This window comes from Streptomyces sp. 3-6, from assembly GCF_056323165.1.
Genome location: NZ_JBWHZP010000006.1, coordinates 32,889 through 57,104, shown reverse-complemented (window position 1 = coordinate 57,104; position 24,216 = coordinate 32,889). Strand labels below are relative to the sequence as shown.

At 72.2% G+C, this 24,216-nt stretch carries 18 protein-coding genes and 2 pseudogenes; 11 read left to right on the top strand and 9 right to left on the bottom strand.

Annotation, left to right across the window (positions count from 1 at the left end; all coding sequences use genetic code 11):
* Positions 1 to 5: 5 nt before the first annotated feature.
* On the top strand, positions 6 to 1,826 hold the full coding sequence (thiC, locus tag AC02VZ_RS10645) for a phosphomethylpyrimidine synthase ThiC (RefSeq protein ID WP_432056529.1): 1,821 nt from the start codon (positions 6 to 8) through the stop codon (positions 1,824 to 1,826).
* A 286-nt stretch (positions 1,827 to 2,112) separates the two neighbouring features.
* Here thiC and AC02VZ_RS10640 read toward each other — a convergent pair whose 3' ends face one another.
* Positions 2,113 to 2,358 (bottom strand): hypothetical protein, encoded by a 246-nt coding sequence (locus AC02VZ_RS10640; protein ID WP_476475228.1) that lies wholly within the window; start codon positions 2,356 to 2,358, stop codon positions 2,113 to 2,115.
* A gap of 440 nt (positions 2,359 to 2,798) precedes the next feature.
* On the opposite strand from AC02VZ_RS10640, the gene AC02VZ_RS10635 reads away from it, so the two are divergent.
* Complete coding sequence (locus tag AC02VZ_RS10635; RefSeq protein ID WP_476475227.1) at positions 2,799 to 4,301, top strand: VWA domain-containing protein; 1,503 nt, start codon at positions 2,799 to 2,801, stop codon at positions 4,299 to 4,301.
* 648 nt (positions 4,302 to 4,949) lie between these two features.
* Here AC02VZ_RS10635 and AC02VZ_RS10630 read toward each other — a convergent pair.
* From AC02VZ_RS10630 to AC02VZ_RS10620, 3 genes are all read right to left on the bottom strand, one after another.
* Positions 4,950 to 5,816: a hypothetical protein gene (locus AC02VZ_RS10630; protein WP_432056532.1), complete on the bottom strand. Its 867-nt coding sequence runs from the start codon at positions 5,814 to 5,816 to the stop codon at positions 4,950 to 4,952.
* A 183-nt stretch (positions 5,817 to 5,999) separates the two neighbouring features.
* Positions 6,000 to 7,091, bottom strand: coding sequence for a metallophosphoesterase (locus AC02VZ_RS10625; protein ID WP_432056578.1), 1,092 nt, complete (start codon positions 7,089 to 7,091; stop codon positions 6,000 to 6,002).
* Between the two features lie 533 nt (positions 7,092 to 7,624).
* On the bottom strand, positions 7,625 to 8,737 hold the full coding sequence (locus AC02VZ_RS10620; protein WP_432056533.1) for a LacI family DNA-binding transcriptional regulator: 1,113 nt from the start codon (positions 8,735 to 8,737) through the stop codon (positions 7,625 to 7,627).
* Between the two features lie 466 nt (positions 8,738 to 9,203).
* On the opposite strand from AC02VZ_RS10620, the gene hisC reads away from it, so the two are divergent.
* The 5 genes from hisC to AC02VZ_RS10595 all read left to right on the top strand — a co-directional run bounded on the left by hisC (position 9,204) and on the right by AC02VZ_RS10595 (position 17,882).
* The gene (hisC, locus tag AC02VZ_RS10615; RefSeq protein WP_432056534.1) at positions 9,204 to 10,283 is read left to right on the top strand and encodes a histidinol-phosphate transaminase; all 1,080 of its coding nucleotides are present in this window, start codon (positions 9,204 to 9,206) and stop codon (positions 10,281 to 10,283) included.
* 294 nt (positions 10,284 to 10,577) lie between these two features.
* Positions 10,578 to 12,083 (top strand): cytochrome ubiquinol oxidase subunit I, encoded by a 1,506-nt coding sequence (locus AC02VZ_RS10610; RefSeq protein WP_432056535.1) that lies wholly within the window; start codon positions 10,578 to 10,580, stop codon positions 12,081 to 12,083.
* Between the two features lie 21 nt (positions 12,084 to 12,104).
* Entirely contained in the window at positions 12,105 to 13,109 is a 1,005-nt protein-coding gene (cydB, locus tag AC02VZ_RS10605) for a cytochrome d ubiquinol oxidase subunit II (protein ID WP_476475226.1), read from the top strand.
* Between the two features lie 12 nt (positions 13,110 to 13,121).
* Positions 13,122 to 16,649, top strand: a complete 3,528-nt coding sequence (cydD, locus tag AC02VZ_RS10600) for a thiol reductant ABC exporter subunit CydD (RefSeq protein ID WP_432056537.1) — start codon at positions 13,122 to 13,124, stop codon at positions 16,647 to 16,649.
* A 159-nt stretch (positions 16,650 to 16,808) separates the two neighbouring features.
* Positions 16,809 to 17,882: a M23 family metallopeptidase gene (locus AC02VZ_RS10595; protein ID WP_476475225.1), complete on the top strand. Its 1,074-nt coding sequence runs from the start codon at positions 16,809 to 16,811 to the stop codon at positions 17,880 to 17,882.
* A gap of 197 nt (positions 17,883 to 18,079) precedes the next feature.
* Here AC02VZ_RS10595 and AC02VZ_RS10590 read toward each other — a convergent pair whose 3' ends face one another.
* Both AC02VZ_RS10590 and AC02VZ_RS10585 read right to left on the bottom strand, forming a co-directional pair.
* Entirely contained in the window at positions 18,080 to 18,973 is an 894-nt protein-coding gene (locus AC02VZ_RS10590; protein ID WP_432056539.1) for an HAD-IIB family hydrolase, read from the bottom strand.
* A gap of 225 nt (positions 18,974 to 19,198) precedes the next feature.
* Entirely contained in the window at positions 19,199 to 20,092 is an 894-nt protein-coding gene (locus AC02VZ_RS10585; RefSeq protein WP_432056540.1) for an LLM class flavin-dependent oxidoreductase, read from the bottom strand.
* Positions 20,093 to 20,193: 101 nt separating this feature from the next.
* On the opposite strand from AC02VZ_RS10585, the gene AC02VZ_RS10580 reads away from it, so the two are divergent.
* The 4 genes from AC02VZ_RS10580 (at position 20,194) to AC02VZ_RS10565 (ending at position 22,467) form a co-directional block, all read left to right on the top strand.
* On the top strand, positions 20,194 to 20,505 hold the full coding sequence (locus AC02VZ_RS10580) for a hypothetical protein (protein ID WP_432056541.1): 312 nt from the start codon (positions 20,194 to 20,196) through the stop codon (positions 20,503 to 20,505).
* A 99-nt stretch (positions 20,506 to 20,604) separates the two neighbouring features.
* Entirely contained in the window at positions 20,605 to 21,765 is a 1,161-nt protein-coding gene (locus tag AC02VZ_RS10575) for a hypothetical protein (protein ID WP_476475224.1), read from the top strand.
* A 55-nt stretch (positions 21,766 to 21,820) separates the two neighbouring features.
* Positions 21,821 to 22,069 carry a hypothetical protein gene (locus tag AC02VZ_RS10570; protein WP_432056543.1) on the top strand — a complete coding sequence of 83 codons (249 nt, stop codon included), beginning with the start codon at positions 21,821 to 21,823 and terminating at the stop codon, positions 22,067 to 22,069.
* Positions 22,066 to 22,467, top strand: coding sequence for a DNA-binding protein (locus AC02VZ_RS10565; RefSeq protein ID WP_432056544.1), 402 nt, complete (start codon positions 22,066 to 22,068; stop codon positions 22,465 to 22,467). The genes AC02VZ_RS10570 and AC02VZ_RS10565 overlap by 4 nt, the downstream gene beginning before the upstream one ends.
* A gap of 53 nt (positions 22,468 to 22,520) precedes the next feature.
* Here the strand turns inward: AC02VZ_RS10565 and AC02VZ_RS10560 are convergent.
* The 3 genes and pseudogenes from AC02VZ_RS10560 to AC02VZ_RS10550 form a co-directional block, all read right to left on the bottom strand.
* Positions 22,521 to 22,769 (bottom strand): annotated as a pseudogene (locus AC02VZ_RS10560) (LLM class flavin-dependent oxidoreductase); the annotation flags it as partial.
* 116 nt (positions 22,770 to 22,885) lie between these two features.
* A pseudogene (locus tag AC02VZ_RS10555) lies at positions 22,886 to 23,344 on the bottom strand (hypothetical protein).
* Positions 23,341 to 23,901, bottom strand: a complete 561-nt coding sequence (locus AC02VZ_RS10550; protein WP_476475223.1) for an RNA 2'-phosphotransferase — start codon at positions 23,899 to 23,901, stop codon at positions 23,341 to 23,343. The pseudogene AC02VZ_RS10555 and the gene AC02VZ_RS10550 overlap by 4 nt, the downstream one beginning before the upstream one ends.
* Between the last annotated feature and the right edge of the window lie 315 nt (positions 23,902 to 24,216).

The following is a 24,216-nucleotide window of genomic DNA, read 5'->3' as shown; positions in this document are numbered from 1 at the left end:
GTCTCATGACCAACAAGGACGCACGCACGCCTGTCTCCACGCAGGACCCGACGGATGCGTCGGTGAGCGAGAACGGGGAGACCCCGCCGTCCATCGGCTGGCACAAGGCGTACGTCGAAGGCACCCGCCCCGATCTGCGGGTGCCGGTCCGACAGGTGCATCTCACCAACGGCCAGTCGGTCACCCTGTACGACACCTCGGGCCCGTACACCGATCCGCACGTCGACACGGACGTGCGCAGGGGACTGGCACCCCTGCGGGAGCACTGGATCGTCGCCCGGGGCGACACCGAGGAGTACGCGGGACGGCCGGTGCGCCCCGAGGACGACGGAATCAGGCACACCTCGCCCCGGGGCGGCCTGCGCAACCTCGACGCGGTCTTCCCCGGCAGGCCGCGTCAGCCGCGCAGGGGGCGCCCCGGCCGGCCGGTCACGCAGCTCGCCTACGCGCGGCGCGGCGAGATCACACCGGAGATGGAGTTCGTCGCCCTCAGGGAGAACGTCGCTCCCGAGGTGGTGCGCGAGGAGATCGCGGCAGGACGGGCCGTGCTGCCGGCCAACGTCAACCACCCGGAGACCGAGCCGATGATCATCGGCAAGCGGTTCCTGGTCAAGGTGAACGCCAACATCGGCAACTCGGCGGTCACCTCCTCCATCGAGGAGGAGGTGGAGAAGATGACCTGGGCGACGCGCTGGGGCGCGGACACGGTGATGGACCTGTCCACCGGCCGCAACATCCACACCACACGGGAGTGGGTGCTGCGCAACTCGCCCGTACCGATCGGGACCGTCCCGCTCTACCAGGCCCTGGAGAAGGTCGACGGCCGGGCCGAGGAGCTGACCTGGGACATCTACAAGGACACGGTCATCGAGCAGGCCGAACAGGGCGTGGATTACATGACGGTCCACGCGGGCGTGCGCCTGGCGTACGTGCCGCTCACCGCCCGCCGCAAGACCGGCATCGTCTCGCGGGGCGGTTCGATCATGGCAGCGTGGTGCCTGGCGCACCACAAGGAGTCGTTCCTCTACGAGAACTTCGAGGAACTCTGCGAGATCCTCGCGGCCTACGACGTCACGTACTCGCTGGGCGACGGCCTGCGGCCCGGCTCGATCGCGGACGCCAACGACGACGCGCAGTTCGCGGAGTTGCGCACGCTCGGGGAACTCAACCGGATCGCCAGGCGTTTTGACGTACAGACCATGATCGAGGGCCCGGGCCACGTCCCGATGCACAAGATCAAGGAGAACATCGACCTGCAACAGGAGATCTGCGATGAAGCTCCGTTCTATACGCTCGGCCCGCTGACGACGGACGTCGCGCCGGCCTACGACCACATCACCTCCGGCATCGGCGCCGCCATGATCGCCTGGTGGGGCACGGCGATGCTCTGCTATGTCACCCCGAAGGAACACCTGGGTCTGCCCAACCGCGACGACGTCAAGACCGGCGTGATCACGTACAAGATCGCCGCGCATGCCGCCGACCTGGCCAAGGGACACCCGGGAGCGCAGGAGTGGGACGACGCCCTGTCCGACGCCCGCTTCGAGTTCCGGTGGGAGGACCAGTTCAACCTGGCCCTCGACCCGGACACGGCGCGGGAGTTCCACGACGAGACCCTCCCGGCGGAGCCGGCCAAGACGGCTCATTTCTGCTCGATGTGCGGGCCGAAGTTCTGCTCGATGAAGATCAGCCACAACATCACCGAGCGGTTCGGAGGCACGGCGGCCGACGGTGCCTCCGCCGAAGAGGTCGCCGAGGGCATGCTGCAGAAGTCGAAGGAGTTCGCGGCGGGCGGTAACCGGGTGTACCTGCCGATCGCCGACTGACGCGCGTGCACGGCACGGCACGGCGCTGCGCTGCCTTGCGGGGCAGCCGGCGCCGTGCGTCCCCCCTCGTGCCCGCGGGGGGACGCACGGTGAGTGGGCCGGTGGGCAGCCGGGGAGCACGCGGGATGTCCGGGCCCCGCCCTCGGACCTCGGACCGGACCGATGGACCGATGGACTGACGGGCCGTCGGGCCGTCGGACCGTCGGACCGTCGGGCAGGCGGGCGGGCGGCGGGCGCCGACAGGGGCCCGTAGGCCATCCGGCAGGTTCCTGTCGGCGAGACGTGATCAGGGCCGCTGGGTATTCCGCAGGCGTTCGACCTGGCGGCTGATCAGCTCGGTGGGGAACGAGAGGTCCTCGCCGGTGCTGAGCTCGCTGAACGCGGCGATGGTGTTTCCCGTGCGGACCACGACGTACTGCCGGTTGCGGCGGTCGTTCTCCGGCCCGGAGGCGTCCGTCTCCCGGTGGGCCACGGCTTCGTCACCGACCCGCGGGGCGGTCTCCGTCCTCACCCGCACCGTGTACGGCCCCACCGGCCTTCTCCCTCGTACGAACGGCAGGTGGCGACCCCGAGGTGAGGCACAGACCGATGACCGCCGCCGCGGCGGTTCGTCCTGGTCCTGTCGTGCGCGGTCGCATGAGTGGATCCCACCGGACGGATGTGGATGAGGGAGAGCGGCGCCGTGTGCGTGAGCGGGAAGCCACCAGGGGTGTGGGAGGGAGGTGCTGCCGGGACGGGTATCACGTCGTGGTGGTGACCGCCGGGCGACGTACGGGCGCCACGGCCCTGGGCGCGGTGCGCGGACGTCCCTCGGGCCCCTGCGTGCGGTCCGAGGGAACGCGTCCGCCCGTCCGAGGGTGGCGCCGCGCGGGCGGCGGAGCCGGCGGGTCCTGGCCGGCCGGTTGGCACAACCGGGTGCTCCCCGTACTCGGCACGGTGGGTTTCGGACACGTGGGGAGGCAGACTGGCCGCATGACTGCGACACCGATGAGCAAGGGTTCCAACCTCCCGGTCGATGCCCCCGTGGTGCGCGTCGAACTGGCCTGGGGGACCGGTCCCGGGGTGCCCGATGTCGACGCCTCGGCCCTGCTGCTCACCGAGGCCGGCCGGGTGCGGGACGACGGCGACTTCGTCTTCTACAACCAGCCGCGTCACTCGTCCAACGCCGTGACGCACCGCGGGAAGCGTTCCGCCGACGGGGGCACGACCGACACCCTGGAGGTCGACCTCCGCTCGGTGGAACCCGCCGTCGACCGCATCGTGCTGTGCGCGTCGGCGGACGGGGGCACCTTCGGCCAGGTGCCGGGACTGGTGCTGCGGCTCCTGGACGCCGGGACCGGAGCCGAACTGGCCCGCTTCGACATGGCGGCCGGGACGGAAACGGCCTTCATCGGAGGCGAGCTGTACCGGCGGCAGGGGGCGTGGAAGTTCCGGGCCGTGGGGCAGGGTTACGCCTCCGGGCTGGCCAGACTCGCCACCGACTTCGGCATCTCGGTGGACGACGATGCCCCGGCCACTCCTGCCACCGCCGCGCCCCCGCAGGCTCCGCCCGCCGCTTCCCCGGCCCCGGCCGCGCAGCCGCCGTACCCCTCGGCGCCGGTGCCGCCGACCGCGGTGCCCCCGCCCCACCCCGCGCCCCCCTCCGTACCCCCGCCCGCACCCGCCCCCGCACCGTTCACCGCGTCCGCGCCGCCGCCCGGCCCGGCGGCTCCCCGGCTCACCAAGGGGGAGGAACGGCTGCCGGTGGACATGCGCAAGCGGCTGTCGCTGCGCAAGGAGCAGGTGGCGGTCAGCCTGCGCAAGCACGGGGCGGCCGGGATCACGGCCCGCGTGGTGCTCGTCCTGGACGCCTCCGGGTCGATGTCCTACCTGTACTCCAAGGGCATCGTGGCCGACGTGGTGGAGCGCATGGCGGCGGTGGCGGCGCAACTGGATGACGACGGCGAGATGCAGGCGTGGACGTTCGCCTCCCGTCCGGCCCGGCTGCCCGACCTGACCCTCGGCGAACTGCCCGACTGGCTGCGGCTCCACGTGCGGGTGGGGGAGATGAGCCTCTTCCGACGGGGCCGCAAGAAGGGACTGGACCCGAGCCAGGTCGACATGCGCGAGGTCGGCATCCAGAACGAGGAGCAGAAGGTCATCGCCGAGGTGCGGTCCTTCGTGCGGTCCCACCCCGCGGCGGCACCCACCCTGGTGCTGTTCTTCTCCGACGGCGGCGTCTACCGCAACGCGGACATCGAACGGGAGCTCCGTGAGGCGGTGGAGGAGCCCATCTTCTGGCAGTTCGTGGGGCTCGGCCGGGCCGACTACGGCGTCCTGGAGCGGTTCGACACGCTGCCCGGCCGACGCGTCGACAACGTCGGCTTCTTCGCCGTCGACGACATCAGCACGGTGCCGGACCCGGAGTTGTACGACCGCCTGCTGTCCGAGTTCCCGTCGTGGATCACGGCCGCGGGCAGGGCGGGCATCCTCTGACCCCCCCCGACGGACGCAAGGACCGCAAGGACCACCGGACGACGGACCCACCTCCCGCCCGCCCGCTCATACCCACCTCCCGCACGTCCGCACGTACCCGCCTCCGTACGTGTCCGCGGACGACCGCGGGCGCATCCGGGGCGACCGCGGGCACCGTCGGACCCGGGGCCGTTCGCACGCGGCGCCCGAGCGGCGGCGCGCCGGACCGCAGCGGCACCGCAAAGCCCACCGGGGCTCGCCGGCCGAGCCGACAAGGGCGCGCGCCATGGGGCCGTCGGCCCGCGCGTGCCCCCTGGCGCGGTCGAACATCATGGCCCGCACTGCGCGCCGCACTGCGCGCCGCACCGCCCGCCGGGCAGACGGCCGGGACGCGACGGCCGGACCCGACGGCCGGGACGCGACGCCGGACCCGACGGCCGGGACGCGACGGCCGGGACGCGCCGCAGGAGGCGCCGCAGGAGGCGCCGCACCCTGATCGCGAGCACGAGGACGCCGGCCGGCGTGCGTGCCCGGCGAGCGCCGTGCCCGCCGTGCGCCGTGCGCCGGGCCTGGACCGGCGCGGTGTTCACGGCGCACTCGGCCGTGGCTCCGGCCTCAGCCCGGGCCCGCCCCGGCCGGCCGAGGGAGAGCCGGTGGCCGGAGGGCGGCTCACTCCGGCTGGTGTTCCGGGCCGCCGAAGTCCGGGCTGCTGTAGTGCGGGCTCGAGTAGCTCGGCCGGGAGCCGCGCGCCCGTCCCTCGCCCGGGCTGGTGAAACCCGGCCGGTCGTAGCCCAGCTGCGGCATGCGCCCGGCCGGGGCACCGGGTGCCGAGGGGTGCAGTGCGGCGGCGGTGCCCGGGTCGGCCAGGGCGTCGCGCAGGAACGGCACGATGCCCCGCTCCAGCAGGGCTTCGCGCCATGCCTCCCGGGCCCGGGCCAGCTCTCCGTCGGCTTCCGCGTACGAGCCGCCGCGCGCCGAGGGTTTGTTGCGCAGCGCCGTGAGCAGCAGGCCCACCGCGGCGACCAGGATGGCGACCGCCGTCACCGCGCCGAACACCCAGCCGGTGGTGAGCATGGTCCGGGCGAAGCCGGCGTCCGGGTCGACGGCCCGCAGGACGTAGCCGACGAGCAGGAAGATCACGGCCGCGGTGCCGGCCAGGACGGGGGCCAGGACCGCGACCACGGCGACGGCTCCCGCGCCGGCGGTCTCGGCGACCTCGCCCATGGTGGCGGCGAGGCCCATCGCGCCGCCGGACTCCTCGGCGCCCGCTTCCCGGGCGGCCGGGGCGGGCCGGGTGGGCGGGTGGCGCAGTTCCTCACGGACCTTGACGTAGTGCTGGTACTCGGTCGCCGCGGCCGCCGCGATGATCGCGGTGGCGTTGAGCGCCATGGTGCGCAGCTGTTCGGTGTTGAGCCGCTGTCCGGCAGCGCTCAGTTCGGGACGGTGTGGTGCGGTGCGCAGCGCCTCATCGAGAAGCCGCTCGTACTCCTGGCGGTCCTCGCTCATCAGGTACTGCGGAACGCTGTTCATGTGCATCCCCCGATGCTCCGTAGGGCTTGGGGCTCGGCATGCTGACGAGCCGTCGGGCAGAAACGGAGGGGAGCCTGCTACGGATAAGCCGATGGTAGAGCGGTGACGGCGCGCGGTGACAGGGGGTTTACCGAAATTGACGACGGACCGCCGCGCCCCGGGGCCGGCGCCGGGCGGTCCGGTGACGCCTCAGATGTGCAGCGGAAGTTGCCGGACCAGCAGCTTTCCCGCCATCGTCACGCCGCCGTCCATCGCGATGGCGAGTCCGTCGGCGTAGACGTGCGGCCCTTCGATGACGGGTCCGCGGTCGTCCTCGCCGTCCTCGGAGCCGACTTCGCCCAGGAGGTACGGGATGGGGCTGTGCCCGTGAACGACCCGGGTGCCGCCGTACGTATCCAGCAGGGAGCGCACCGCGTCGGCCCCGCCCTCGTCCCGGAAGGAGAAGCGCTTGGTGAACTTGCGGAACAGGTCCCAGACCTCGTCCGCGTCGTTGCGGGTGATCGTCTCGCGGACGGTGTCGTTGACCTCCTCGATGGAGCGGCCGTAGTCGAGGTAGGCGGTGGTGTCGGAGTGCAGCAGCAGGTGGCCGTCGACCTCCTCGACGGCGTCCAGGCGGGACATCCACTGCAGGTGGTGGTCCTGCAGGCGGTCCATGTCGGTCTTCTGGCCGCCGTTGAGGAGCCAGGCGGCCTGGAAGGTGGCGGTGCCGGCCCCGGAGTTGACGGGGGTGTCGCCGAACCGCTTGGCGCCGAGCAGCAGCAGCTCGTGGTTTCCCAGCAGGGCCTTGCAGTAGCCGCCGGCGGCCGCGGCCTCGGCGGACAGCCGCATCACGAGGTCGATGACGCCGATGCCGTCGGGGCCGCGGTCGGTGAAGTCGCCGAGGAACCACAGGCGGGCGGTGCCGGCGCACCACTGGCCCGCGGCGTCGATCAGGCCCTGTTCCTGGAGGGCGGCCACCAGCTCGTCGAGGTAGCCGTGGACGTCCCCGACCACGTACAGCGGCCCGGGGCCGGTGACGGACTGCGGGGCGGGGGCGGCCCCGGGAGCGACGGTCACCTGGACCGTGTCCCCCCGATTGATGACGGGGAGGTCCCGCTGGGTGGGGGTGTATCCGTCGGGGTGGGGCTCCGCGGCCGGCGGGACGACGTCGCCGGGATGCGTGCTGTGGACGTAAGGGCCGGTCTCGTGGACGTACGCGGGCACCCGGAAGTCGCGCAACGTCGCCGTGCGCTGCACCTCGGGTCCCTGACCGGCCCCCTGAGTCATCGACCCCTCCACCACCATCGCGCCGCGTCTGCACCGCATCGGACTGCCTGGTCGCAGCGGTCCGCGGTGTCGTGGGCCCATCATAGGAATGCGAATCCCGCCATGTGATGACCCAGGGGTGGTGAATCAGGGCAACGCTCCACCCAGCCGCGTTCTTCGTCCGGGTTACGCCCCATTTCTCCGTCCCGGGGCCCGCTCGGCACGGGAGATCGGTGGGCGGGAAAGGGGCGCTGATGCGCCGTGCGGGCGGCCCGATTCCCCCGGAGGAGTGGCGTGGAGCGGCCCGCCCTTCACCCCCGCGAGGCGCCAACGCCGTCCCGTCCTCCCCTTCCGCGAGCCGCCCCTGCCCTTCCGCGAGGCGCGCCCGCCGCCCCGCCCCGCCCCGGCGGCGCGCGGCCATCCGGTAGCGCTGTGCGGTCCTCCCCCGGCGTCCCGGCGGACGTCCCCCGTCACCCCGGCCGCACCCCGTGGTGCGGCCGAGGTGTTCAGGTCCGCTCGGGATGTCCGGGCGGGCTGGCCGAGCGGGCGGGCCGGCCGTCGTGCGGGTGTCAGGTCCGCTCGGGGGACCTGGGCGGGCTGACCGTCGTGCGCGGCGGCCGGCGTTGTGAGGAGGTGCGCACGATCAGTTCCGTCGGTATCACCTGCTCCACCGGCTGGTCCGAGGCGACGCCCTCGATGGCGTCGATGAGCAGCTGCACCACGGCCGTGCCGATGCGGCGCGGCTTGAGGGAGAGGGTGGTGATCGGCGGCTCGGTGTTGGCGTAGACGGCGGACTCGCTGCAGCAGACCAGGAGCAGGTCCTCCGGGACGCGCAGGCCGTAGCGGCGGGCGGCGGCGAGCAGGTCCGTGCCGTTGGGGTCGAACAGGCCGTAGACGGCGTCCGGGCGGTCGGGCCGGGCGAGGAGCCGGTCGGCGGCGACGGCCCCCGCGCACGGGTCGAGTGCGGGGTAGGACTCGTAGACCGGATCCTGGCCCACCCGCTCGCACCAGCGCAGGTAGGCGGTGGTGGACAGGCGGGTGTAGGTGTCGGTGGTGGTCCCGGTCAGCAGGCCGATGCGGCGGGCGCCGGCGTCGGCGAGGTGGTCCAGGATGCCGAGGACGGCGGCCTCGTGGTCGTTGTCGACCCAGGCGGTGACCGGCACGGAGCCGGCCGGGCGGCCGTCGGAGACCACCGGTAAGCCCTGCCGGACGAGTTCGCTGACGACGGGGTCGTGGTCGGACGGATCGATCACCACCGTGCCGTCCAGGGCGACGTTGGACCACACGTCGTGCCGGGAGGTCGCCGGGAGGATCACGAGGGCGTAGCCGCGGTCGAGCGCGGCGGAGGTGGCGGCGCGCGCCATCTCCGCGAAGTACGCGAACTCCGTGAAGGTGAAAGGTTCATCCCCGTACGTGGTCACGGTCAGGCCGATGAGTCCCGACTTGCCGGTGCGGAGGGTGCGGGCGGCGGCCGAGGGGCGGTAGCCCAGTCTGTCGGCGACCTCGCGCACATGACGCCGGGTGGCGTCCGGGAGCCTGCCCTTTCCGTTCAGGGCGTCGGAGACGGTCGTGATGGAGACTCCGGCGGCGGCGGCCACATCCCTGATGCCCGCTCGACCCGGCCGGCTGCCTCGACGTGAGGTTTCCGCGCGGCTCACCTGGTGCTTCCCTGCTGCTGTCATGGCGAGCCGATAGTAGGGCTCATGCGGTGGGGTAGGGCGGACGCATATGCACGCGTTGACAGGCACGTTTTTGCAAGATCATCAGCGGCCAATCCCCTGGGAAACCAAGGTAGTTGAAGCGTCCAATTCACGGAAGTGACGTGTCGGCGCGCACGTGCCTGCCAAGGGTGCGATGTTGCGAAGAGGTCTCAACTCACCTGCACGAGGGATGCGCGCCACGGCGTGAACCACCGGCGCGTAGATATATGTGAGGCGCGCCCCCTGTTGCCGCGCGCTTCGTCTGCCTTCGGGTGATCTTGCCCCGTTGCCGCCGCGTCGGGGGCTCCGGGGCGGTCACGGCGCCGGCCGGGGTGCGGGCATCCCGCCCCGCTGCGGCCCTACGCAGCGGAGGGGAATCCTCATAAGGTGAGCAGTATTGGATGTCGGCGGCGGTCATGGGCCGCCGGTCTTCGTGAGGAGGACTGCGGTGAGCGAGACGAGCCCCAGGCTGCGCGCCGAGCTGGAGGGGATCCCCACCTACAAGCCGGGCCGGCCGGCCGCCGAGGGCGGTCCCGCGGCGTACAAGCTGTCCTCGAACGAGAACCCCTACCCGCCGCTGCCGGGGGTGATGGAGACCGTGGCGGCAGCGGCCTCGTCCTTCAACCGGTACCCGGACATGGCGTGCACGTCCCTGATGGCCGAGCTGTCCGAGCGGTTCGCGGTGCCCGCGTCGCACCTGGCCACCGGGACCGGTTCGGTGGGGGTGGCCCAGCAACTGCTGCAGGCCACCTCGGGCCCCGGCGACGAGGTGATCTACGCCTGGCGGTCCTTCGAGGCCTACCCGATCATCACGCAGATCAGCGGGGCCACGTCCGTGCAGGTCCCGCTGACGCCGGGTGACGTGCACGACCTGGACGCGATGGCCGACGCGATCACCGACCGCACCCGCCTGATCTTCGTCTGCAACCCCAACAACCCGACCGGCACCGTGGTGCGGCGGGCCGAGCTGGAGCGCTTCCTCGACCGGGTGCCGAAGGACGTCCTGGTGGTGCTGGACGAGGCGTACCGCGAGTTCATCCGCGATCCCGAGGTGCCCGACGGCGTCGAGATCTACCGGGACCGGCCCAACGTCTGCGTCCTGCGGACCTTCTCCAAGGCCTACGGGCTGGCCGGGCTGCGGGTCGGTTTCGCGATCGCCCACGAGCCGGTGGCCGCGGCGCTGCGCAAGACGGCGGTGCCCTTCGGGGTGAGCCAGATCGCCCAGGAGGCGGCGATCGCCTCGCTGCGGGCCGAGGACGAGCTCATCGGCCGGGTGGGATCGCTGGTGTGCGAGCGGAACCGCGTGGTCGAGGGGTTGCGCGAGCAGGGCTGGACGGTGCCCGAGACCCAGGCCAACTTCGTCTGGCTGCGGCTGGGGGAGCGCACGGTCCCGTTCGCGCAGGCGTGTGAGCAGGCGGGTGTCGTGGTCCGGCCGTTCCCGGGCGAGGGTGTGCGGGTGACGGTCGGGGAGAACGAGGCGAACGACATCTTCCTCAAGACGGCGGAGGCGTTCCGCCGGGAGGCCTGACCTCCACGACGACACGGTGTCCGGGCGGCCGGCGGGTGATCCCGCCGGCCGCCCGCGTGTGTGCGGGGGAGCCGGCCGCACCCCGCGCGGACGGCCGCCGGGGCGGTCCGGCGCCCTGGGTGACGCGGAGGGGTTGACATCACAGGGGACCCCCCTTCCGGATGCGAAAAGCAGTACGTCATAATTGCTTGTGAATGTGAACGCGTTCACAAGCGTATGCCTGTTGTCCCGAGATGTTCCGGGACGAACGGGAGCAAGCGGCCGTAACGACCACGGCGAAGTAAGGAGCACGACGTGGATCTGGCTCTGGCGCCGGAGACCCTGGCGCGATGGCAGTTCGGCATCACCACCGTCTACCACTTCCTCTTCGTCCCCCTGACGATCTCGCTGGCCGCCCTCACCGCCGGGCTGCAGACCGCCTGGGTGCGCACGGAGAAGGAGAAGTACCTCAGGGCGACCAAGTTCTGGGGGAAGCTCTTCCTGATCAACATCGCGATGGGTGTGGTCACCGGCATCGTGCAGGAGTTCCAGTTCGGCATGAACTGGTCCGACTACTCACGGTTCGTCGGTGACGTCTTCGGTGCCCCGCTCGCCTTCGAGGCCCTGATCGCCTTCTTCTTCGAGTCCACCTTCATCGGCCTGTGGATCTTCGGCTGGGACAAGCTGCCCAAGAAGATCCACCTGGCCTGCATCTGGATGGTCTCCCTCGGCACGCTGCTGTCGGCCTGGTTCATCCTCGCCGCCAACTCCTGGATGCAGCACCCGGTCGGCTACCGGATCAACGAGGAGAAGGGCCGCGCCGAACTCACCGACTTCTGGCTGGTGCTCACCCAGAACACCACTCTCAACCAGGTCTTCCACAGCTTCGCGGCGGCGTTCCTGACGGGTGGTGCCTTCGTGGTCGGCATCGCTGCCTTCCACCTGATCCACAAGAAGCACATCACCGTGATGCGGACGTCGCTCCGGCTCGGCCTCGTCACCATGGCCGTCGGCGGCCTGCTCACCGCCGTCAGCGGCGACACCCTCGGCAAGGTCATGTACGAGCAGCAGCCGATGAAGATGGCCGCGGCCGAGGCGCTCTGGGAGACCGAGGGCCCCGCTCCCTTCTCCGTCTTCGCCTACGGGGACGTCGACGAGGGGCACAACAAGGTCGCCCTGGAGATCCCCGGCCTCCTGTCCTTCCTCGCGCACGGCGACTTCGACTCCGAGGTGCCGGGCATCAACGACACCAACGAGGCCCTCCAGAAGGAGTTCGGCCCCGGCGACTACCGGCCCATCATCCCGGTCGCCTACTGGAGCTTCCGCTGGATGATCGGCTTCGGCATGACGTCCTTCTCGCTCGCCCTGCTGGGGCTCTGGCTCACCCGGAAGCGGTTCATGCTGCCGCCCGCCCTGCGCACCGGGGAGGACGAGGTGCCGCACCTGGTGCTCCTCAAGAAGCCGCTCGGAGACCGGCTCACCCGGCTCTACTGGCGCCTGGCCCTGTGGACGATGGCCTTCCCGCTGATCGCCAACGCCTGGGGATGGATCTTCACCGAGATGGGCCGTCAGCCCTGGGTGGTCTACGGCCTGATGCAGACCCGGCACGCGGTCTCCCCCGGGGTGTCCCAGGCCGAGGTCATCATCTCCATGTCGGTCTTCACCGCCCTGTACGCCGTCCTGGCCGTCATCGAGGTCAAGCTGCTCGCCAAGTACGTCAAGGCGGGACCGCCGGAGCTCACCGAGTCCGACCTCAACCCGCCCAAGAAGCTCGGCGGCGACCTCCGGGACGCCGACAAGCCGATGGCCTTCTCGTACTAGGCCGAGGGAGGCACCACCGTCATGGAACTGCACAACGTCTGGTTCGTCCTCATCGCCGTCCTGTGGATCGGCTACTTCTTCCTGGAGGGCTTCGACTTCGGCATCGGGATCCTCACCCGGCTGCTCGCCCGTGACCGGACCGAGAAGCGGGTGCTGATCAACACCATCGGCCCGGTCTGGGACGGCAACGAGGTGTGGCTGCTCACGGCAGGCGGCGCCACCTTCGCCGCCTTCCCCGAGTGGTACGCCACGCTGTTCTCCGGCTTCTACCTGCCGCTGCTCCTGATCCTGGTCTGCCTCATCATCCGGGGCGTCGCCTTCGAGTACCGGGCCAAGCGGCCGGAGGAGGCATGGCAGCGCAACTGGGAGACCGCGATCTTCTGGACCTCGCTCCTGCCGGCCTTCCTGTGGGGCGTGGCGTTCGGCAACATCGTGCGGGGCGTGAAGATCGACGCCGAGTTCGAGTACGTCGGGCACGTCTGGGAGCTGCTCAACCCGTACGCCCTGCTGGGCGGTCTGGTCACCCTGTCGCTGTTCACCTTCCACGGCGCGGTGTTCGCGGCGCTGAAGACCCTGGGCGACATCCGGGAACGGGCCCGCCGCCTGGCGGAGCGCGTGGGGCTGGCCACGGCCGCTCTGGCGCTCGGCTTCCTGCTGTGGACGCAGGTGCGCAGCGGGGACGGCGCGAGCCTCGTCGCCCTGGTCGTGGCGGTCGCCTCGCTGGTCGCCGCCCTGGCGGCCAACCGGGCCGGCCGGGAGGGCTGGTCGTTCACGCTGTCCGGCGTCACGATCGTGGCCGCCGTGGCGATGCTCTTCCTGACGCTCTTCCCGAACGTCATGCCGTCCACGCTGGACCCGGCCTGGAGCCTGACCGTCACCAACGCCTCGTCCAGCCCCTACACCCTGAAGATCATGACCTGGCTCGCGGTGATCGCCACGCCGGTCGTCATCCTCTACCAGGGCTGGACGTACTGGGTGTTCCGCAAGCGGATCGGCACCCAGCACATCGCCGATCCCGTGCACTGAGGTGTGTTTCACGTGAAACCGATCGACCCGCGACTGCTCCGGTACGCCCGCGCCACCCGGTTCTTCCTGCTGGCGGTCGTCGCCCTGGGGGCCGTCGGCGCGGGGCTCGTCATCGGACAGGCCATGCTCATCGCCGAGGTGGTGGTGGGCGCCTTCGAGGACGGCCTGGACGTGTCGGGCCTCGCCACTCCCCTGCTGCTCCTGGTCGCGGTCGGGGTGGGCCGGGCGCTGGTCGGCTGGCTCACCGAACTGGCCGCGCACCGGGCGAGCGCCGCGGTCAAGTCGGAGCTGCGGGGACGGCTGATGGAGCGGGCGACCGCGCTCGGCCCGTCCTGGCTGGGCGGGCAGCGGACCGGGTCGCTGGTGGCGCTGGCCACCCGGGGCGTCGACGCCCTGGACGACTACTTCTCGCGCTACCTGCCGCAGCTGGGGCTCGCGGTCGTGGTCCCGGTGGCGGTGCTGGCGCGGATCGTCACCGAGGACTGGGTCTCGGCCGCGATCATCGTCGGCACCCTGCCGCTCATCCCCCTGTTCATGGTGCTGATCGGCTGGGCGACGCAGTCCCGGATGGACCGTCAGTGGCAGCTGCTGTCACGGCTGTCGGGGCACTTCCTCGACGTGGTCGCGGGGCTCCCGACGCTCAAGGTGTTCGGCCGGGCCAAGGCGCAGGCCGAGTCGATCCGGCGGATCACCGCCGACTACCGCCGGGCGACCATGCGGACGCTGCGGATCGCCTTCATCTCCTCCTTCGCGCTGGAACTGCTCGCCACGCTCTCGGTGGCCCTGGTCGCCGTCACCATCGGCATGCGGCTGGTGCACGGCGAGGGGGACCTGTACACCGGACTGGTCATCCTGATCCTCGCTCCGGAGGCGTACCTGCCGCTCCGGCAGGTCGGGGCCCAGTATCACGCCGCCGCCGAAGGGCTCGCCGCGGCCGAGGAGATCTTCGAGGTGCTGGAGACGGCCGTCCCGGAGTCCGGGACGGCGCCCGCACCGGCCGGTGACCTGACCTTCGAGAACGTGTCGGTCCGCTACCCCGGGCGCGCCGCGTCCGCGGTGACCGACGTGTCCCTCACCGTCCGCCCCGGGGAGACCGTCGCCCTGGTCGGCCCGAGCGGCTCGGGCAAGTCGACCCTGCTGAACGTGCTGCTCGGCTTCGTACGGCCCAGTGCCGGACGCGTCCTGGTCGGGGGAGCGGACCTCGCGGGGATCGACCGTGCCGACTGGCACCGCCGGATCGCCTGGGTGCCGCAGCGGCCGCACCTCTTCGCCGGGACGGTGGCGGACAACGTCCGGCTGGCCCGTCCGGACGCGGACGAGGACGCCGTGCGGCGGGCGCTGCGGGACGCCGGTGCCCTGGAGTTCGTCGACGCCCTCCCCCGGGGAGCGGCCACGCCGCTGGGCGAGGACGGGGCGGGGCTGTCCGCCGGGCAGCGTCAGCGGCTGGCGCTGGCGCGGGCGTTCCTCGCGGACCGGCCCGTGCTGCTGCTGGACGAGCCGACGGCCGCCCTGGACGGGGCCACCGAGGCCGAGGTGGTGGCGGCGGTCCGGCGGCTGGCGGCCGGGCGGACCGTGCTGCTGGTGGTGCACCGCCCCGCGCTGCTCTCCGTCGCGGACCGTGTGGTGCGGCTGGCGGAACCCGCGGCCACCGCGTCCGCCGGGCACACCCCCGCCGACCGGGACCCCACGGGGCCCGCGCGGGAGCCCTCCGGTGTCGTCACCACCCCGGCCGCGGTGGAACCCGAGCCGGCCGCGGGGGTGTCGGCCGGTACGCCGGTCCCCTCCGGCGCCGGCGGGGTGCTCGCGAGGGTCCGTGACCTGTCCGGCGCCCGGCGGGGGCGCCTCGCCCTGGCGCTGCTGCTGGGCAGCCTGGCCCTGGGCAGCGCGGTCGGCCTCATGGCGACGTCCGGCTGGCTCATCTCCCGTGCCTCCGAGCAGCCGCCGGTGCTGTATCTGATGGTGGCGGTGACGGCCACCCGCGCCTTCGGCATCGGGCGTGCCGTGTTCCGCTACGCCGAGCGGCTCGTGTCGCACGACGCCGTGCTGCGCATGCTGGCCGACACCCGGGTCGCCGTGTACCGGCGGCTGGAACGGCTGGCCCCGGCCGGGCTGCGCCGCGCACGGCGCGGGGACCTGCTGTCCCGGCTGGTCGCCGACGTGGACGCGCTGCAGGACTACTGGCTGCGGTGGCTGCTGCCGGCCGGAGCGGCCGTCCTGGTCTCCGCCCTGTCCGTCGGCTTCACGGCCTGGCTGCTGCCCGAGGCCGGAGCCGTCCTGGCGGCCGGTCTGCTGGCGGCGGGCGCCGGTGTGCCGCTGCTCACCGGGGCCGTCGCCCGCCGGGCCGAGCTGCGGCTGGCGCCCGCGCGGGGCGTCCTCGCCACCCGGGTGACCGACCTGCTCACCGGCACCGCGGAACTCGCCGTCGCCGGTGCCCTGCCCGAGCGGACCGCCGCGGCCCGGCGGGCCGACGGCGCGCTGACCCGGATCGCCTCGCGGGGCGCGACCGCCACCGCCCTCGGGGACGGCCTCACCGCGCTGATCCAGGGCCTGACCGTCGCCGCCGCCGCACTGGTCGGCGTCCAGGCGGTGGCCGCCGACCGGCTGCCGGGGGTGGCCCTGGCCGTCGTGGTGCTCACGCCCCTCGCCGCGTTCGAGGCCGTCCTCGGGATGCCGCTCGCCGTCCAGTACCGGCAGCGGGTGCGCACCAGCGCGGAGCGCGTCCTCGACGTGCTGGACGCTCCGGTGCCGGTGCGTGAGCCGGAGCGGCCGCGCCAGGCGCCCGCCTCACCGTTCCCGCTCGTCCTCGGCGGGCTGTCCGCCCGGTACGCGGGGCAGGAACGGGACGCCCTCACCGGCCTCGACCTGACGCTGGAACGGGGCCGGCGGATCGCCGTCGTGGGTCCGTCCGGCTCCGGCAAGACCACCCTCGCGCAGGTGCTGCTGCGGTTCCTGGATCCCCGGGCCGGCCGGTACACGCTGGCCGGTGTGGACGCGTTCGCGCTGGACGGGGACGACGTGCGGCGCCTGGTGGGGCTGTGTGCGCAGGACGCGCACCTCTTCGACAGCTCGCTGCGCGAGAACCTGCTGCTGGCGAAGCGGGACGCGACCGAGGAGGAACTGTACGACGCCCTCGGCCGGGCCCGGCTGCTGGAGTGGACGCGGAGCCTGCCGGACGGGCTCGACACCCTCGTCGGCGAACACGGTGCCCGGCTGTCCGGCGGCCAGCGCCAGCGTCTCGCACTGGCCCGGGCGCTGCTCGCCGACTTCCCCGTCCTGGTGCTGGACGAGCCGGCCGAGCACCTCGACCTGGCGACCGCCGACGCGCTCACCGCCGACCTGCTGGCCGCGACCGAGGGGCGCACGACGCTGCTCATCACCCACCGGCTGGCCGGTCTGGAGGCGGTGGACGAGGTGATCGTGCTGGACGAGGGGCGCGTGGTGCAGCGCGGGACGTACCCGGAGCTGGCCGGGACCGACGGGCCGCTGCGGGCGATGGTGCGCCGGGAGCAGGAGGCGGACCTGCTGGTCGGCGCCCGCTGACAGGTCACCGCGTCACCGGGGGGACAGCACCCGGTGACGCGGTGAAGGCGCGTCAACTCGCCGCCGGAGTCGGCCCACTGGGCCATCCGGGGCGCCCCGTTCCCCCGGGCGTACGCGGTGAACAGGACGGGGTGGCGGGCCGGGCACAGGGTGGCAGTCATGCGCCTCATCCGCTGTCACCCGTTGTTCGCCGCCGTGTCGTTGTGCGCGCTGGCCGTGCTCGCCGCCCGGCCCTCCGACGGCGGTGGCGGCGATGACGGCGGGGCGTACGTGCCGGGTCACGGCACCGCGTCCGGTGTGGGCGCGGAGGTGGTGCGGCTGTACGAGGAGGCCGCCGCGGCGACCCGGACCTACGAGGAGGGACGACGCGCGGCCGAGAAGCAGCGGGCACAGGCGCGGCGGCTGGAGAAGCTGCTGGAGGGGGAACGGCGCAAGGTCGACGACCTGAACGAGGACCTGGGCCGGATCGCGCGGTCGCAGTACCGCAGCGGCGGCGGGTTGCCGCTCACCGCGCACATGATCCTCGCCGAGGACCCCGAGGGCGTGATGCGGGGTCAGCGCGCCCTGTGGAAGGCGGACCTGGCCCTCGACCACGCGATCGAGGAGAGCCGGCGCGCGGAGCGGCGGCTGTCCCGGGACGAGGCGAAGGCCGCCGCGGCATGGCAGCGGCTGGAGCGGCGCAACAAGCGGCTCGCCCAGGTGAGGAAGGGCATCGAACGGAAGCTGGAGGCGGCCCGCCGGCAGCTCCAGGGCCAGGCCGACGCCTCGGTCGCGGCGGGTGCCTGCCGCGGCGCGGTCCGGCTCGACCAGCCGGAGACGCGGTACGACCGCCCCTGGGTGGCGCCGGTGGAGGCCTACGCGCTGTCCGCCTCGTACGGCGCCGGCGGGGCGCGGTGGGCGAACCGGCACACCGGTCAGGACTTCGCGGTGCCGATCGGCACGCCGGTGCGGGCCGTGGGGGCGGGCACGGTGGTGAAGGTGTCCTGCCACGGGGCCTTCGGCATCGAGGTGGTGATCGAGCACGCGGGCGGGTACTTCACCCAGTACGCCCACCTCGCCGCCGCCGCGGTCGACCAGGGCGAGCGGGTGCGGACCGGCCAGTGGATCGGCCAGTCCGGCACCAGCGGCAACTCCACCGGCCCGCACCTGCACTTCGAGGTCCGGGTCACCCCCGAGACGGGGTCGTCGGTGGACCCGGTGTCGTGGCTGGCCCGTCGCGACGTGTCGCTGTGAGCCGCGGCGGGCCCGGTGGCACCGACGAGCGGCGGATCCGGGGGAGGTGGCGGCGCCCGGCCGGGGACGGCCGGCGTCCGGGACCGAGCGCTCCGCTCCTCGTCCCCCGCAGCCGGTGCGAACGCGCCCTACGCGTAATGCGCGTCCGACCCCCCAGCGCTCCACTGCTCGTCCCGCGCGGCCGGTGCTGAGGCGCCCTACGCGTAGTGCTCCTGGAGGATCCGCTCGATGACGACGGCCACACCGTCGTCGTTGTTGGCCACGGTGCGTCCCGACGCGGCGGCGAGGGCGTCCGGGTGGGCGTTGCCCATCGCGTAGGACCGCCCGGCCCAGGTGAGCATCTCGACGTCGTTCGGCATGTCGCCGAAGGCGACGACCTCCTCGTGGGAGATGCCGCGTTCGGCGCAGCACAGGGCGAGCGTGCTGGCCTTGGAGACCTCGGGGCCGCTGATCTCCAGCAGGGCGCTGGGGCTGGAGCGGGTGACGTTGGCGCGGTCGGCGATCGCGAGCCGGGCGAGGGCGAGGAAGGCGTCCGGGTCGAGCGAGGGGTGGTGGGCGAGGATCTTGAGCACCGGCTCGTCGGCGGTGCGGGCGTCCGGCGCCAGCAACTCCTCAGCGGGGGCCAGGGTGTCCGGGATCTCCATGTGCAACTTCGGGTAGGCGGGCTCCTGGTGGAATCCGTAGGTCTGCTCGACGGCGTACATCGTGCCCGGGGCGGCCTCGCGCAGCCGGCGCACGGCGTCCAGCGCGTTGTCCCGCGCGAGTTCACGCACCTTGACGAAGCGGTGGGCACCCGGCCCGCCGTGCAGGTCGACGACGGCCGCGCCGTTGCCGCAGATGGCGAGGCCGTGGCCGTGGACGTGGTCGCTGACCACGTCCATCCAGCGGGCGGGGCGGCCCGTGACGAAGAAGACCTCGATACCGGCCTCCTCGGCGGCGGCCAGCGCGGCGACCGTGCGGGGGGACACCGACTTGTCGTCGCGCAGCAGGGTGCCGTCGAGGTCGGTGGCGATGAGCCGGGGTGGGGTGAGGGGGGAGGCCGGAGTCTCGGGCCGGCGGGTCGCTGAGGTCACGCGTCCATTGTCCCGCATATGCCCGCACGGGCGTGCGGCACTCCGCACATCTGAGTGACGGCCCTCCCACCTGCGCCGACATGGTGCTAACGCCGTGTCGACCCGCGTGCGACGGACGCCGTCGTTCGAACCCCGGGCCCGGGGCCGTCACCACCACGGGGCCGCCCGGCGGGGGACGCCCGGAGCGCCCGGTGCCGGGTGCCGGGCACCCCGTCGGGACAGCCGTGACGGGGTTTCCCTCCGTCAGCGCAGGTGGGCCGGTGCCTCCATGGCGATCTGCTCGAAGACCTTCTCGTCGGCGGCGAAGTCCGAGTCCGGGATGGGCCAGTGGACCACGATCTCGGTGAACCCCAGCTCCGCGTGGCGGCCCGCGAAGTCGACGAACGCGTCGAGCGACTGCAGGGGCCGGCCGCGGTCCGGGGTGAACCCGGTGAGCAGGACCCGGTCGAGGTCGTCCGCGTTCCGTCCCAGCTCGGCGCAGGCGTCCGCCAGCCTCTCCGACTGGTCGCGCAGGGCCTGGACCGACTGCTCCGGGGTTCCGTTCTCGAACAGCCTCGGATCCCCCGTGGTCACCCACGCCTGCCCGTGCCGGGCCGCGAGCCGCAGGCCGCGCGGGCCGGTGGCGGCCACGGCGAAGGGCAGCCGGGGCCGCTGCACGCAGCCGGGGATGTTCCGCGCCTCGTGCGCCGCGTAGAAGTCGCCCTCGTAGGACACGGAGTCCTCGGTCAGCAGTCGGTCGAGCAGCGGGACGAACTCGGCGAAGCGGTCGGCCCGCTCCCGCGGGGTCCACGGTTCCTGGCCCAGCGCGGTGGCGTCGAACCCGGTGCCGCCCGCACCGATCCCGAGCGTGACCCGGCCGCCGGAGATGTCGTCGAGGGAGATGAGTTCCTTGGCGAGGGTGACCGGATGCCGGAAGTTCGGCGAGGTCACGAGGGTACCCAAACGCATACTCTTTGTGACCGTCGCTGCCGCTGTCAGCGTCGGGATCGCGCCGAACCACGGACCGTCCCGGAACGACCGCCACGACAGGTGGTCGTAGGTGTACGCGGCATGGAAACCGAGGTCCTCGGCCCGCCGCCAGATCTTCTGTCCTTCAGCCCACCGGTGGATGGGAAGAATCACCGTGCTCAGACGCATGACCTCGACGATACGCGGGCCTCACGCTGCCCTGGATATGTCGGCGGAGCGGATTCGGGAAGCCGCGTCGACATCGCGGTGGGGGCAGCTACCGTGGCGTCATGGGCACGCTGGACAGGGCTGAGCTTGAGGCCATGATCGAAAAGGCGACGGTGGACGCCTACGGCGAGGACGAGCAGCGGATCGGCCTGTTCACCATGCTTGAGGAGTACCTTGACCTGCCCTTCACCACCACGGTTCTCGGCGTCGAGGTGACGGTGTGCGGCATCGACCTCAGGCCCGACGGCAGGATCGTCGCCTTGTGCTCGCGTGGCCGTGTCCAGCAGTCGATCGGTATCCTGGATCTGCCGTTGCCCAGCCCCGCTCCCGAGGGCGCGGAGTGGATCGAGGCGTACCGCCACTGGGCGGGTTGAGGCCGGAGACCTTTCACTTCCGCGGAACTGGCTCGTACGAAAGGGCTGAACGTGGCAGAGGCCGCACAGGGCGCGCATCAGGGTGCCCATGAACTGTCATTGGCTGATCTCATCGAGCGCAGCGCCGAGCTGAAGGGGGAGCTGGTCACCTTCGCGCAGAGTGCCCGCTTTGACCGGTGGTTGACACCCCTCCTGCTGGAGGTCGCTGGGCCTGCGCGGCAGCTGGACGAGGGTGAGGCGATCCGGGTCACCGACCACTTCATCCTGCGGTACCGGCTGCCGGACGGTTTGACCGTGGTGGACCGTTTCGTCGCCGGGCGGAAGGACTTGACCCCGTCGGACCGGGAGATGCTGCTCGGCTGGCGTGACCCGGTCGAGGGCATCTTCGAGGTCCGGCGCAAGGACGGGGGTGCCGTCGTCCTGCTCAATCTCGTCGACGACCTGGAGTACCGCACGTACTCGAATGTCGGGCGGGCGGCGTTCCGTGGAGTGTCCAAGGGTGGGTTCCTCCACACCTGCCTCGTACCCGTTCAGTCGGCCGGCGGGACGTGGCTGGTGTCCGGAGCGATGACGAGCTACCCCAGGTCCAGCGCCACCGAGATCGCCCAAGCCGCTCTGCAACTGGCCACGCACCACCCCGAACTGGTCTTCCGCAACGCGGAGAAGATCGAGCAGGGGTGGCAGCGGATGAGGGAGGACCGGGCCGCGTTCGTCGAGTTCTGCGGCGACGACGAACTGGTCCTTCCGCCTGCCGAAGCCGAGGACCTCCTCAACGCCTACTACCGCCACCGCCAGGAAGTCACCGTCGCGGGACAGTCCGGCCATGCCCGAGCCCGGCGGCGCCCCGGCCCGGACGTGCCCTCGTTCGAGCTGCCGTCAGAACTGGCGGACTCGGACACCGTCGGCGTCATCTACGACCAGGTCGACGGGCTCAACTTCTACGCCGATTACGGGATGCTGCGGGACCTCTTCGCGGACCCCGCCCTTCCAGGCCGCAGCCAGCACCAGGATCTGCTGCGCACGTACCTGCGCGAGGAGTCGATCACGCCACTGCCGATCCGCCGGCTGGTCGCCGCTCACCCGGAGACAACGGACGCCGTGTTCCGGAAACTGCTGAGGAGGCCCGGATTCTTCTGGAGCGAGCACGGCGACGCGCTGCTGCGCCGGCGCAAGCCCTGGTACTACGAGAGCGACCCGCGCCCTGGGGTGTCCGTGATCGGCGACCGCCTGAGTGAACTGCTCAGCGCGGAACGACGCTGAGGTCGTACGCGGAGAAGCCCGACAGACGGCGCGCATACTGCAGTATGCTGGCTCCATGGCTGATACGACCCGCATCACCGTCACTCTGCCCACTGAGCAGGTGGCGGAGCTGAAGAGGCTCACGGACAACGTCTCCGGCTACGTCGCGGAGGCGGTTGCCCGCCAGATCAGGCACCAGCTGCTCGGTGAGGAGCTGCGACGCTACGAGGAGGAGCGCGGCGCGTTCACCGACGAGGAGCTGGCCGCGGCCCAGGCCAGAATCTTCGGCACGGCCGAGCATGAGGAGTCGGCGAGCGCCGCGTGAACCACCGCATCGAGACCGCCGTACTGGACTCCCAAGGGCTGTCCGCCTGGATCTCGCAGGACCGGGCCGTGCTTGCGATGATCCGGTCCTTCCATTCGATGGCTGCCGATCTTGTGGTCTGCTCCAACACCATCGTGGAAGTCATGCACGCCCGGGTGAACACCGCCCGACTGAACTGGGTCCTCTCCCAGGTGAAAGTGGAAGCGGTGACCGAGCAGGCGGCCAGAGCCGCCGCCGGGCTGCTGAAAGAGGCCGGCCTCCACGGCCACAAGTACGCGATCGATGCCACCGTCGCCGAGCTGGCGCTCCGCCAGCCAGGCCCGGTGGCGATGCTCACGTCGGACGTCGACGACATGGCCAAGTTGTGCGGTAGCCGCGTCCGGCTCATCGCGATCTGATCCGCCTTCGGGCGGGACCAACACGCCCCGACGTGCGTCTTCCCAAGTCAGGCCGTGATGGGTGAACGACGCTTGACTGACGTCACCAGGGTGCCCAGGCGCATCCGGCCGGTGACGGCGGCGGCGGCGGTCAGCGTCGGCACGGCACCGAACCAGGGGCCGTCCCGGAAGGTGCGCCAGGAGAGGTGGTCGTAGGTGTACGCGGTGTGGAAGCCGAGTTCTTCGGCCCGCTCCCAGGCCGCGCGGCCACCCTCGTGCCAGCGGCGGTGGGGGAGGATCACGGTGCTCAGACGCAGACTCATGCCGCCGAGCCTATGTGCCGCCCGGTGTTTCACGTGAAACCGTCGCCGGCCTCGGAGATCGCGCCCGGCGGGCCGGCGACCCGGGTGCGCTGCCCGGCTGCCGAGCCCGTCGGCCGTCAGCGCACCCGCGCGCTGAGCCAGGGAGTCAGCAGGAGCATGGGGATGAACTCCTTGTGCGTCCGGTCCCCGGGCATCGGCACGATCAGGAAGTAGCCCGGGGGGAAACGCCGTGCCCTGACCCACGCCCGGTCCTCGAAGACGGAGCGGAGGAAGGCCGGGACGTCGTCCCGGGGGACGTCGGGGCATTCGACGCCCTAGACGTCGATCAGGGCGTCGTCGTCCGGGTAGAGCCGCACCCGTACCCGCGGACTCCCCCCGAACTCGACGTGGGCCTCGTGCGGCAGGGAGCCCTCCGCGTCGGTGGCGACTCCGACTCCCGCCGCGGTGCGCCGCGAGGTCTGGTCCGCGCCGATGTCGTGGGAGACCTCGATCTCGCGCGCGTACGTCTCGGCGAGTGCGCGCAGGGCGGTCACCGCGGCTTGAGTGGTGGGCAGCTGGTTCATGGGATCGATCATGTCGCGTCGCCGACGCCCGGGGGAAACCGCAGGTGGCTGGAGGGGACCGAGGACGTCAGCCACACGCCGTTCGCGCTCACCCGGAAGACGTGGCCGGCGTCGTGCAGGGCTCCGGCGTCCACCGTGAGCACGACGGGGCGCCCGCGGCGGGCTCCGACCCGGGCCGCCGTATCCCGGTCGGCGGAGAGGTGGACGTCGTGCCGGGTCATGGGACGCAGGCCCTCGGCGCGGATCGCGTCCAGGAAACGGGTGACCGTGCCGTGGTGGAGGTACCGCGGCGGGACGGCCGGCGCCAGCCCCAGGTCGACCTCGACGCTGTGGCCCTGACGGGCTCGGATCCGGGTGCCCTCGACGGCGAAGCGGCGCTTGTCGTTCGTGGCGACGACATGGGCGAGCTCGTCCCGGGTGATCCGGAAACCGTGGGCGTCCGCTGCCGCGAGCAGGGCGTCGATCTCGACCCAGCCGCCCTCGTCGAGCGTGAGGCCGATCTGCCCGGGCCGGTGGCGCAGATGCCGGGAGAGGTACTTCGACACCTTCACCGTCCGCTGTGGGTTCATGGCTCCAGACTGCCGGACGTAACGAGGATCACGCGAAGGGTTTCCGAATGGAGGTTTGATCCACAGCCAGGGGCAGTTATCCACAAGGAAAAGTGACGATCCTGTGGACAGTCACGGCCGACATCACCGGAACGGGCGACCCGGCCCCGCAGTCGGGGGTGCGGGGACCTGGCCCGCACGGGCCCGGCCCCGCGTCCGGTGCCGACGGAGGGCAGCCGGGTCCACCGGTGTCCCGGAGCCCTTGGCCGACCGGCGGAAACCCCTGGGGACGGCACACCCCGGACGTCCGACGGGCCTGCTCGGTACCCCGTTCGG